The sequence below is a fragment of the Cyclobacterium sp. L-R genome (assembly GCF_056859355.1).
The window spans coordinates 1-12,380 of the sequence record NZ_JBSXOH010000052.1 but is presented as its reverse complement, the minus strand read 5'-3'; the positions used below and the strand labels follow the sequence as shown (position 1 = coordinate 12,380).

Below are 12,380 nucleotides of genomic sequence, written 5' to 3'. Positions count from 1 at the left end.
TTGAGCGTTCGACAATTTTATAGTCAAATCTTTGGGCATAGTGCAAGGATTGTTCCTTATAGGGCAACCAAGCAATTATTGCTTCTTATTTTATTGGTAGGAAGTATTGGCTGTAGGGAAGATGTGGACAAAAGTCAGTTAGCCTATTATGAAGGTCCTTACCGTACGAGTTTTGAAATAGAACTATTGCACAGTGACTCGGCAATTGTAAGAACTAAATTAATGGCGGATAAGCAACTTGAATTCAAGAATGGTGATGCAGAATTTCCAGAAGGGATTGTTATTCATTTCTTTGATAAAGAAGGTGAATTGAGTACCACGATTCGTGCAGATAGAGGCTATTTCGATAGGAAAAGCAATATCTATAGAGGAGAAGGAGACGTTCAGGTTCATAATCTCGTTAAAGAGCAAAAGCTGAATTCGGAGGAGTTGTTTTGGGACAAGACCAAAAAGAAAATCTACACTGAAAAATTTGTCACTGTGGAAGAACCTGACCGAATTATAAAGGGTACTGGAATGGAAGCGGACGAAGGTTTCAATGAATATAAATTCACTAAGGTAACAGGTGAAATAGATAATGTTCTCTAAAATTGTACAATGAAAATAAGCAGTGCAATCTTATTGTCCCTTGCAGCAGCATTGGTGGTAATAGGAGCTCATATTACGATAAAAGCAGGAATAGTGGCTTCATATCCACTGTTTATGTTCTCGGTAGTGTTGTTGTTTTATCACATGTACCGTAAAAATAAATTGGAAGAAAAAGAAATGAACGAAAAAAAATCGAATAAAAGTAAACGTAAGAAGAATTAATGGATAGTCATTACTTACTCTTAGTGCTTATTAGTCTGTTTTTTTCGGCATTGTTTTCCGGAATGGAGATTGCCTTTGTTTCTGCTAACCGTTTGCAGATAGAGCTTCAAGGTAAGCAAGGCAAGGTTTCTGGTAAAGTCTTGGCAAATTTTATACAAAACCCAGGGCAGTTTATTGGCACTTCCCTTATGGGAAATACCATTAGCTTGGTGTTGTATGGGATATTTATGGCTTATTTATTAGAGCCACCGGTAAGCTACCTATTGCCTGAAGCACTCAATACTCAAGCAGGTGTAATGGTTGTCCAAACCTTGGTTTCTACGATTATTGTATTGGTAACAGCAGAATTTATCCCTAAAAGTATTTTTATACTTAACCCAAACAGGTTACTCACCTTTTTTGCGCTGCCTTTTGCCGTGATCTATTACCTAATGTATCCAGTTGTTTGGGTGGTTGTGGGGCTTTCGAAATTTGTGATTGTAAAAGTACTTAACTTGGAATACAATGACGATAAACCTGCCTATACCATTACAGACCTCAATAGTTTTATTCAAAACTATATGGATACCAAAGGGGAAGACATAGATATAGATGCTAAAATTTTTGACAATGCAGTAGACTTTAAGAAAGTAAAAGTCAGGGAATGCATGGTGCCTCGGACCGACATCGTTGCGATGGAAGTTGAGGACGCTATTTCTGATCTAAGAGAGCTGTTCGTGGAAAGTGGACATTCAAAGATCATTATTTACAAAGAGACCATAGATGATGTTATTGGATATTGTCATCACCTTGAGCTTTTCAAAAAGCCAAAGGAGATTGAAGATATTTTAACGCCAATCATCATTGTACCTGAATCAGCTCTTGCCAATGAGCTCTTGGTGCAGTTTATCAAAGAGCGCAAAAGTTTGGCATTGGTGGTAGATGAGTTTGGAGGAACAAGTGGTATTGTAAGTATGGAAGACATCATAGAGGAGATTTTTGGGGAGATTGAAGATGAATATGACAATGATGATTTAATTGACCAAAAAGTAGCTGATGGAGAGTATCTGCTCAGTGCTAGACATGAAATTGATTACCTGAATGAAAAATATGAATGGAACCTACCTGAAGGAGAGTTTGAAACTCTGGCAGGATTTATCCTCTCCCTAACGGAAAGTATTCCTCAAAAAGGAGAGTTTGTAAGCTATGGACCCTTTACATTTACCATAGTTTCCAAGCAAGATCACCGAATAGATACAGTGAAAATTAAGATTGAATAACCGACGTTGCAGAAATACTTGATTTATAGATGCGGTAATATTTTGAATTTACCACTATATGTAATTATTTTGCGACACTTCAAAAAATAGGAGAATGGCATTAATTAAACAAATAAGACAAAGAACAGGTCTTGCGATAGGAGTTATCGCAGTAGGACTTATATTCTTTTTAGTAGGAGGAGACCTTTTAGGACCAAACTCCATGTTATTGGGATCCAGCAGAACGACTGTTGGCGAAATTGCAGGGGAAGATGTTTCCTATGAAGAGTATGTTCAAAAAATCGAACAAACTAAGCTCAGTTTTCAACAAAACACTGGTAGGAATCCTTCAGAAAATGAACTTTCTAGTATAAGGGACCAAGCATGGCAGGCCTTAATCGTGGAGAAAATATTTTCACAACAATATGAGGAACTCGGATTAGAGGTTTCTGATGATGAACTTGTCGACATGGTTCAAGGAAAAAATATCATTGGAGAACTAAGAAGACAACTTACCAATCCAGAGACTGGCGAGTTTGATCGGTCTCAATTAATCACTTTCCTTCAATCTTTGGAAAATGCAGATCCTCAACAACAAATGTTTTGGGCGCAGCAAGAAAAACTGTTTGCTGATTCTAGATTAAGAATCAAGTATGACAATATGTTGGCAACTTCTGAGTATGCCAATTCTGCTGAAGCAAAAATGCAGCATAAAATGGCGAACACAATTGCTGATGTTAGTCATGTCCAAGTGCCTTATTATGCCGTTTCTGATTCAGCTGTTTCACTTACTGAAGGTGAAATAAAGTCTTACATCAGTAAAAACCAGGGCAAATACAAAGTAGAAGAAAGCAGAGGTTTAAAATATGTTCGCTTTCCACTTCTACCAAGCGCTGAAGATTCTGCCAATACCTTGGAGAATATCAAAAACTTAACTATTGAACTTAAAGAGACAGAAGCAGACTCTGCTTTTGTTATCAGAAATTCAGAGGCTGCTAATCCTTTCATTACCATTAATCCAGGTGATCCACTTCCAGTGAATTTTACAAACAATGTGGAAAACCCTGAAGTAGGTGTAGTTTATGGTCCTTTCTTAAGCAATAACTCAAGTTATGTTACTTATAAAATAACAGACAGCTTTGAAGGTGATGCCAGGATGAGAGCTAGTCATATCCTTTTGAGTACTGAAGGAATGGATGATGCTGGGAAAGCACAGGTAAAAGCCAGAGCGCAGGAAGTTTTAGACGAAGTCAATGAAACCGGAAACTTCGAGGTTGCCGCTGCTCAATATGGTCAGGACGGAACAGCTCAGCGTGGTGGAGATCTAGGATGGTTTTTCAAAGAGAATTTCGTAACTGAATTTGCTGACGCTGTATTTGCAGCTAAATCCCTTGGTGTAATCAATAAATTGGTGGAAACTGAATATGGTTACCATATCATTAAAGTGACGGAATTGGCTCAGACTACTACTCAAAAAGTAGCTGTTCTGGAATTGGAACTTATCGCAAGTGATGCTACTAGAAATGACATTTTTAGAAATGCAGATTTCTTTGCCGCTAATTCAGACAACGCAAGCTCTTTTGAGGAAAATGCAAAAACAGAGAACTACCAAGTTACTGTAGCCGCCAATGTGGGTGCCAATGCTAGAACGATAAACAATATGACTTCTGCTAGGGAAGTGATAAGATGGGCCTTTAATGATGCTTCTGTAGGAGACGTTTCTACTGTGTTTGAATTGGACGATGCTTATGTGGTGGCTCTAATGACCAGCAAAACGGAGGAAGGGGTTGGCACTATTGAAAACCCTGAAGTAAGGGCGCAGGCAACCATCGCTTTAAGAAACGAGAAGAAAGCAGAAATCATCAAAGAAAAAATTAAAGGAGTTGAGAGCTTAGAAGCCATCAAAGAGATTTATCCTGATGCTTCAATCGGTTCAACACCTGATTTGAAAATGAATGCGAGTGTATTGCCAGGAATAGGTTTTGCGCCTAAGGCAATAGGAGCCATATTCGGACTTCAAAATTCAGGAGATATGACTGCTCCAATTACAGAAGATATAGGAGTAATTGTTGCCAAGCTTAACGGCCTTATCCCGGCAACAGAAATTGCTGATTATACACGTTATCAAAATGAAATTGTAGCTAACGCTTCACAAAGAACCGCCTATATGATCATGATGGCGATGGAAGAATTAGCTGGAGTAAAAGACTACAGGTATAAATTCTTTTAATATTACTTGAAGAAAAATTAAATCCCATTCCTATTCGGAATGGGATTTTTTTGGTTTCTAGGGATTTAATTTTTTAAAAAAATGGTTAATTAGGTAATGGAAAAATTAAATAGTAATTCATCTTTCAAAGAAAAGCTGGAATTGGAGACCAGTTTCCCAGCTTTGTACATGTTCAAATTTATCGTTCCCAATGGCAAGGAAAACGAGATTGGAGCCTTGTTGCCGAAAAATGAGATGACACTAAAATCTTCCTCCCAAGGAAAGTACGTTAGTGCCACCATCAAGGCGATGATGCCAGACAGCCAGTCCATCATCGATATTTATGATAAGGCATCAAAAATTAAAGGAGTCATAGCACTTTAAAATACCCCAAATATGTGGAAAGAAGCAGACAATAAATTATCAAGAACCTTTGAATTCAAAGATTTCAGTGAAGCTTTTGCCTTTATGACCCGGGTAGCCTTACTCGCGGAGTCCCGGCAGCATCACCCCAACTGGAGCAATGAATACAACAAAGTCCATATTGACCTTACCACACATGACGAGGGAAACACCGTGACGGAGAAAGACCGTGATTTAGCTTCAGCCATAGACCGTTTAATTTAATATGTCCACCCCAACAAGCATTAGCTTATATTTAATTCCTACACCCATTGGTAACCTTAAGGACATTACTCTAAGAGCCCTTGAAACCTTGCAGGCAGTAGATGTGATTTTGGCAGAAGATACCAGAACTTCAGGAAAGCTTCTGAAGCACTATGAAATCAAGCGCCCTCTAGAGAGTTACCATATCCATAATGAGCATAAAAGCATTATCAGGCTTGTTGAGAGAATGGAACAGGGAACCGTATTTGCTCTCATTACTGATGCAGGTACTCCAGGGATCTCTGATCCCGGTTTCCTTTTGGTTAGAGAGGCCATAGCAGCAAATATTGAAATTTGCAGTTTACCTGGAGCTACGGCTATCATTCCTGGGCTCGTTAACTCTGGACTTCCGAATGACAGATTTGTGTTCGAAGGGTTTTTGCCTCACAAAAAAGGTAGGAAAACGAGGATAGAGGCTTTGGCTGAGGAAAAGAGAACCATGGTCTTCTACGAGTCTCCTTACAGGCTACTTAAAACACTTAATCAGTTTATTGAAGTCTTTGGTCCCGAAAGAACTGCTTGTGTAAGCAGGGAATTGACTAAGCTCCATGAGGAGAATGTGAGAGGAAGCTTATTGGAGCTTTTAAATTATTATACAGAAAACACCCTCAAAGGTGAAATCGTACTAACAGTTGCAGGAAAAAATTAATATGGAACTTCAGGAAATTACCCGTAAAGTGGAAAAACTTGCGAAAAAGGCTGGCCAATTTATTCGGGAGGAAAGCAAAAATTTTAACCTTGCCAAAGTAGAGCAAAAAGGATTTAATGACCTCGTATCTTATGTTGACAAGGGAGCTGAGGAGATAATTGTCAAGGAACTGGCGGAAATAGTTCCTGAGGCTGGGTTTATTACTGAAGAGGGAACAAGGTCAGATAATAATAAGGATTTAACATGGATCGTGGATCCCTTGGATGGGACAACGAATTTCGTTCATGGTATTCCAATGTATGCAGTGTCTATAGCCCTAGCAAGAGGCGAAGAGATCATTGTAGGAGTTGTCTATGAAATTAATCTTGACGAGTGTTTCGCAGCCTATGAAGGGGCTCCTTCGACATGCAATGGGCAGCCTATTAAAGTAAGTGGCGCAAGTGAATTGGCACAAAGTCTTGTGGCAGCTGGTTTTCCCTATGATGATGGAGGAAAACTTGAGCAGTATTTACAGCTTTTAAAATACTTCATTAAAAATAGTCATGGGCTTCGAAGACTTGGCTCCGCAGCTGTAGATCTTTGCTATGTGGCTTGTGGACGGGTAGAAGGTTACATTGAGTATAATTTGCAATCTTATGATGTAGCTGCAGGTACATTGATAGTCAAGCAGGCTGGCGGAAGGGTTACTGATTTTAGCGGAGGAAATAATTTTATTTTTGGAGGGCAGATTTTAGCATCCAATACAAAGCTGCACGACACATTTGAAAAAGCTCTTGCTGAGAAATTTGTGTTTTAAGTAGAAAGAATTGTTCCTTACATATTGTGACTAACTACAAAAAACATAATTCAAAAAAATTAATTTCATATGTAAAAAAATAATTTGTATTTTCGCTATAATTGATTAGCTTTCAATCATTTAATAAAACAACCTGTTTTTCGGATTTATCACCCCTCGTTCACCAGTAGTTGAGCATCGCGCATTATACCGAAAGAGGCTGTTTACTATTTAACAATTCGAACAAAATGAAAATAGGAATTTTAGGAGGTACGAATTTGGCAACTAATCTTGGTAATAAATTTATTGCCAGGGGAATGGATGTAGTATTTGGTGTCAGAGAAGGGTTCAGTACGAGGAAGGTCGAGTGGAAAATTCTTAAAATGCATAATCACAATGTATTAAATTATGCGGATGCCATAAGTAATTCTGATGTGATCATTATATGTTGTGAAAATGAGTTTTTACCTATAGTGTGTAAATACCTTAAAGAGTTCAGTTCACCTGATATGTTATTTATCGATAGCACAAATGGTGTGAATGATGAAAATGTTGTCTGTAATACTACGTTAATAGCGCAGGAAACCGGACATCAGCGTGTTTTTAAAGCATTTAATAATCTTGGTCTTGATTATCCAAAATCTGATCCACTAGAGCTTATCAAGGAGACTTATTTCTGTGGTGACAATAATCAGGATAAATTAATGGTGAAAAAACTCATAGAGCTTATAGGATTCAAGGCCATAGATGCAGGTACAATAAAAAATGCACCTTTGCTAGAAGCGGTATACCACTTGAGCAAAGAAATCTCCACAGCCAAGGCAGGGGACTGCCATTTTAGATTAATGTCTGTATAATTTTTATTATTTTTTTTAACCAGTAATATTTTACGATTCTATTTTTATCGGTATTGTTTTTGTAGATAAGAAGTTAACTTGACGGCCTAACTTCAATTTATCAGGATTGAGTTTTGGCTTTTTTTAGTCCTGATATGGTTTTTAATTTCAGGGCTTAGGTGCTTTCAAACAGTTTATTTACGATTTGATTAACTATTGATTCGTTAAAACGTTGAAATTCCATGTAGTCAGCATTTGGTAAATTTACCCAGGTTTTTATTTAAAAATTTAAAATTTTTCCTTCAATAAATTCGATATGAAAAAAATCGCTTATATTATTTTTGCTTTTTTTGCATTGATCCTATTGGCATTGGTGGCCGTGCCCTATTTGTTTAAGGACAAGATCTTTGATAAGCTTGATCAGGAGCTTGCCAAATCTGTTAATGCCACTGTCTATTATGACCGCGATAAAGTCAGTTTAAGTGTATTCAGTAATTTCCCAAGTTTATCAGCAGGATTGGGTGATTTTGGAGTAAAAGGTAATCCTCCTTTCCAAAATGACACCTTGGTACATGTGGGAGAGTTGCAGGTTGATCTTAATATTTTGTCCGTTATTTTTAGTGATAAGCCAAGTTTAGAGGGGATTCGCTTAAAAGATGGTCAGATTTATGTGAAAGTGCTGGAAGATGGTCAGGCCAATTATGATATCGCCTACGAAAGTGAGGTAGAAGAACCTGTTGATACTACTTCTTCAGATTTTCAATTGGGTATAGAATCAATTGAAATTGAAAATCTTGATTTTATCTATGACGATCGATCACTTGACTTTCTAATGGTCATGTCTGCAATGGATTTTGTTGGAAGTGGTGATTTAACGCTAGATGTTTATGATCTTATAATTAAAGGAGAAGGCAATATTGTCAATGTCGCTTATGAGGGGATAGAATACCTTACAAGTAAGTCACTGGCCATAGATTCAGAAATTAATGTTGATTTAAAAAACATGAAGTTTGGGGTTAATGGAGCCTCATTGAAGTTGAATGATTTTGGTTTTGGGATTGATGGCTATTTGGCAATGCCAGGTGATGACATAGAAATGGATGCGAAGTTTTATGGAGAAGACAATAATTTCAGAAGTGCACTTTCTTTAGTTCCGGGAGTTTATTCTGCCTCCTTTGATGATTTGAAAACTTCAGGGGAAATGGATTTTTCTGGAGCCTTAAAAGGAGTTTATAATGAAAATACTTTTCCTTCTTTCCAGTTTGGACTAGCAATTAAAGAAGGTATGTTTCAATATCCAGATCTCCCAAGGCCTGTACAGCATGTGAATCTAGAATTGAAGGTTGTCAATGAATCCGGAAATTTGGATTACACCAGCATTGATCTTTCAACCTTTTCTCTTGAATTCGGTAGTCAACCAGTTTCTGGAAGGTTTATGGTCAAGGACTTAGTAAGTTATGAAATGGATGGTCAGTTAAAAGGTAAACTTGACCTTTTGGAATTGACTTCTATTTTTCCAATCGAAGATATGGAATTGAAAGGTCAGCTTTCTATAGATGCTACAGCAAAAGGTAGATACGATAGTGTGGCCCAAATTATTCCTGTAATCAATGCAAAAGTAGAATTGGCAAATGGGCATGTTAAAAGTGCAGCCTATCCAGCTCCTATAGACAATATCAACGTTCGGGCAGTCGCAGACAACAAGACTGGTAAAATGAATGATTTCGCCATTAATGTTCCCAATTTTGGGTTTGATTTAGAGGGAGAAAAAATCACTGGAGCTTTTAAAGTAAATGATCTTAAGGCAATGAATTATGATTTTTCAGTTCATGGTGCTGTGGACTTGGGAAAAATAGCAGCGATAATGCCCATGGAAGACATCATATTGGAGGGTAAAATCAAAGCAGATATTGATGCAAAAGGTAGTTATGAAGCCATTGAAGCCAATCGATTTGGGCAGCTTGATACCAAGGGAGATTTGCAGGTAAATGATTTTTATTATGCTGATAAAGATTACCCACAAGGTGTACGGATCAATGAAGCTTCGGCTAATTTCAGTCCTAAAACGATCAATCTGACAAAAATGGATGCCAGACTTGGTAAAAGTCCGGTGCAAGCAAATGGTACTTTGACCAATTACATGGCCTTTCTTCTCAGTGAAGAAGACACGAATCTTATAGGGAATTTGTCCGTGTATTCAAGTAATTTTGACGTCAATGAATGGATGACAGAAGCAGAAAGTGTCACTGAAGACACAACTTCCCTACAAGTAATTGCATTGCCGGAGAATATTGACTTCACAATGTCAGTGAAAGCGGATAAGATTCTTTATGATAACCTTACCCTCAATAATGCAGAAGGTAAAGTGTGGGTAAAAGATGCTGTACTTAAACTGGAAGGTTTCAAAACAGACATGCTGGGAGGTTCATTGGTATTTGATGGTAGCTACAATGCCAAAGATATTACCAAACCTGCATTTGATATGACATTGGACATTAGTAAGCTTGGAGTGCAAGATGCCTTCAAGTCCTTCGTGACAGTGCAAACTTTTGCTCCTATTGCACAGCATGTTACGGGAGTATTCTCTACAAAATTTTCTTTTTCAGGTTTATTGGGTCAAGACATGATGCCGGTATTGTCCAGTTTGGATGGTTCAGGTTTGATTCGATTGGCGGAAACAGCCCTAAAGGATAGTCCCCTTGTAAAAGGAATTACCAGTCTTACTAAATTAGAAGATACCTCAACCATCAGCTTGAAACCTATGAATATTACAGCGAGAATTGAAGATGGTATGTTAAATATTCCTCCTTTTGAATTGAAATTGTGGGATTACCCCGCAAAGATTCAAGGAAGTACAGGCTTTGATGGAAGAATTAATTACCTGGTAAATATTGATGTGCCTGCCAGTAAATTCGGGACAAAAATCAATGGCCTTGTTTCAGGTTTGGTAGGTTCTGATCTTTCCAATACCAATGTGCCTTTGGCATTCAATATTGGTGGAAGTTATGCAAGACCTAATGTGGCCATGGCTTCATCTGAAAGTTTGGAGGCCTATATTTCCAATGCACTTAAAAGCAAAGTTTCTGGACAGAAAGAGGATGTGAAAGAAAAAATTACGGCTGATTTTAAAGCAAAAGAAGACAGTCTTAAGCAAGCGTTTAAAGAGAAATCTGAAGTGGCCAAAGACAGTGTAGTTCAGGAAGCCTCAAAATTGGTAGATCAGACCAAGGAAAAAGCGGTAGAAGAAGTGAAAAACCTGCTTAAAGGATTTACAAATAGGAAAAAATCTACGGAAACCGAAAGTCCTAAACCTGAATAATCTTCAATTTCAAATATTTACCATGAATTAACGGAATGGATAAATAAAACATTTTGGAGTCAAGCCAGATAAATATAATAGCGGTATTCTTGCCTTTCTTTGCAATGATACCGCTATATTTTGTCGACTGATTGCAGCCTGAAATTAACTTTTTATTTACTGTCTTTAACCCGGATTATGTAATAGAATGTCTATTGCATATTTCGGGTTTTATGTTAACGGAAGTATTCTAAAAGGTAATACCAACCTGTCAGTGTAATGACAGAAAGCGGAATACCCACCCCAACGAGCAAGGAAGCCAGCTTAGGCCTCAGGTTGTAATTGGTTGCAATTATGGAAGAGGTAATCATAGGTGCCATGGCTGCCTCCATCACACTTACCTTAAAAATAAGGTTTTGATCAGGGTTCCCTTCTGGAATCCATTGATATATGGCATAGATCAATAGCGGAATAAGCAGGAGTTTATGTGCCAGCCCATACCAAAGGTAATTGTCCTTTATATCTGAGATTTTTATTTTGATCTGCAGGCCTACGGCTATTAGCGCAATAGGGGTAAGGGTTCCCGAAAAGCTTTCAAGAACTTTTTCTGCCACACCACTGATTTCTATTTTGAAAATATTGAGTAATAAGGCAAGGATAAAAAACATAAACGGGGGAAAGAACAACATCTGTTTTGAGATGTCTCTTTTTCTCAATTTTTCTGACCCATACAATGAAGCCACAATTATAGCAAGACTGCTAACTACCAAGAATGAGCCTGTCTGATCTATTAGCACAGCAATTTTTAAACCTTCTGCACCATAAATTGCCTCAATGACAGGATAGCCAATAAAACCGGTATTGGATAGACCGCCACAAATAATCAGACAGCCAATGGTTTTTTTGTCCCAACTAAAACGTTTGCCCAAATAACCGAAGAGAAGCCAAGTGATGGTAAATATGATCCATCCTACAGAAATAGGAAGCAGCAAAGCTGGGCCTAAATCTAACTTTGAAATATGCAGAAGTGAAACCGCAGGCAAGACCACATAAATCAAATAGGCATTTAATGCCTTTGGAGCTTCAATAGGAAAGTTCCTTACTTTTTGTAGAACGATACCTATTAGAATAGAGGTAATTACTATAAGTATATTGGCCATGGTGATAAATTCTTTGGACTAAATTAAATACAGGAATAGAACTGAAGCATTTGATTGCCTGTATTTTTAAAAATCCCTACAATAAACGATCTAAAGCATTTATTTTCAGTTCTGGGCAAAGGTAGGTTAGGTGAACATACCTACTTTTTGGCCTATATTAAGCAAAGCCGAAATGACTTCTCTTTTGATCGAAATAATCTTTCAATTGTGGATAAAGCGTGCTTTCTGCAACAGGAATACCCAAAAGGGTTTGGTTAATAGCCCCCATTTCACCTTTCTTATCAACTTCCATAGATTCTATCAAAAGAATCAATTCCTGTAATTTAAGGGGCTGACTACTTTCACTTGGTTTTATGGAATACTCATTTCCATAAAAATCAACGATTTCATAATAGATAAATCCGTCAAGCGAGTTGGCGAAAATGCAAATCTCCTCTCCCCATTGACTTTCAGGATAGGCTAGTTTTACTAGGAGAGCATTGGCACCCGTACCATTGAAATACGTCTTTGGTTGATAGTCAAAATTCATATTCAGGCAAATATATGTCATTTAAGCCCTAAATTGAAATTATATGCCTTTCCCGTTAAACCCGGATAATGTAATAGAATTTCTCCGTCCTGACAATAGTCAGGGGTGAAGCCTGTCCCGTGTTTACGGGAAGTGTTGCAATCGCAAGAAAATCAGGCTGTTTGGAGATTTTAGCATAGCACCGCTATGGTGAAATTGAAAACAGCAACG

At 37.7% G+C, this 12,380-nt stretch carries 12 protein-coding genes; 10 read left to right on the top strand and 2 right to left on the bottom strand.

The window, feature by feature from the left end:
- Positions 1-48 precede the first annotated feature (48 nt).
- From lptC to AC13EX_RS06135, 10 genes are all read left to right on the top strand, one after another.
- Positions 49-588, top strand: a complete 540-nt coding sequence (gene lptC, locus AC13EX_RS06180; protein WP_482892051.1) for an LPS export ABC transporter periplasmic protein LptC — start codon at positions 49-51, stop codon at positions 586-588.
- Between the two features lie 9 nt (positions 589-597).
- On the top strand, positions 598-810 hold the full coding sequence (locus tag AC13EX_RS06175) for a hypothetical protein (protein WP_048640914.1): 213 nt from the start codon (positions 598-600) through the stop codon (positions 808-810).
- Complete coding sequence (locus AC13EX_RS06170) at positions 810-2,069, top strand: hemolysin family protein (RefSeq protein WP_048640913.1); 1,260 nt, start codon at positions 810-812, stop codon at positions 2,067-2,069. Before AC13EX_RS06175 ends, AC13EX_RS06170 begins: the two co-directional genes overlap by 1 nt.
- Before the next feature lie 94 nt (positions 2,070-2,163).
- Complete coding sequence (locus tag AC13EX_RS06165; protein ID WP_339715229.1) at positions 2,164-4,278, top strand: SurA N-terminal domain-containing protein; 2,115 nt, start codon at positions 2,164-2,166, stop codon at positions 4,276-4,278.
- Between the two features lie 96 nt (positions 4,279-4,374).
- On the top strand, positions 4,375-4,641 hold the full coding sequence (locus AC13EX_RS06160; RefSeq protein ID WP_339715226.1) for a DUF493 family protein: 267 nt from the start codon (positions 4,375-4,377) through the stop codon (positions 4,639-4,641).
- Positions 4,642-4,653: 12 nt separating this feature from the next.
- A complete protein-coding gene (locus AC13EX_RS06155; protein ID WP_048640910.1) occupies positions 4,654-4,884 on the top strand; it encodes a 4a-hydroxytetrahydrobiopterin dehydratase in 231 nt (76 codons plus the stop codon).
- 1 nt (position 4,885) lies between these two features.
- The gene (rsmI, locus tag AC13EX_RS06150) at positions 4,886-5,572 is read left to right on the top strand and encodes a 16S rRNA (cytidine(1402)-2'-O)-methyltransferase (protein ID WP_048640909.1); all 687 of its coding nucleotides are present in this window, start codon (positions 4,886-4,888) and stop codon (positions 5,570-5,572) included.
- 1 nt (position 5,573) lies between these two features.
- The gene (locus tag AC13EX_RS06145) at positions 5,574-6,368 is read left to right on the top strand and encodes an inositol monophosphatase family protein (RefSeq protein WP_048640908.1); all 795 of its coding nucleotides are present in this window, start codon (positions 5,574-5,576) and stop codon (positions 6,366-6,368) included.
- 227 nt (positions 6,369-6,595) lie between these two features.
- Positions 6,596-7,204, top strand: coding sequence for an NADPH-dependent F420 reductase (locus AC13EX_RS06140; protein ID WP_048640907.1), 609 nt, complete (start codon positions 6,596-6,598; stop codon positions 7,202-7,204).
- Between the two features lie 295 nt (positions 7,205-7,499).
- Positions 7,500-10,502 (top strand): AsmA-like C-terminal region-containing protein, encoded by a 3,003-nt coding sequence (locus AC13EX_RS06135; protein WP_482891989.1) that lies wholly within the window; start codon positions 7,500-7,502, stop codon positions 10,500-10,502.
- A 215-nt stretch (positions 10,503-10,717) separates the two neighbouring features.
- Here AC13EX_RS06135 and AC13EX_RS06130 read toward each other — a convergent pair whose 3' ends face one another.
- Positions 10,718-11,641, bottom strand: coding sequence for an AEC family transporter (locus tag AC13EX_RS06130; RefSeq protein ID WP_339715216.1), 924 nt, complete (start codon positions 11,639-11,641; stop codon positions 10,718-10,720).
- A gap of 157 nt (positions 11,642-11,798) precedes the next feature.
- Positions 11,799-12,170 carry a UDP-glucuronosyltransferase gene (locus AC13EX_RS06125; protein ID WP_339715213.1) on the bottom strand — a complete coding sequence of 124 codons (372 nt, stop codon included), beginning with the start codon at positions 12,168-12,170 and terminating at the stop codon, positions 11,799-11,801.
- Positions 12,171-12,380 lie beyond the last annotated feature (210 nt).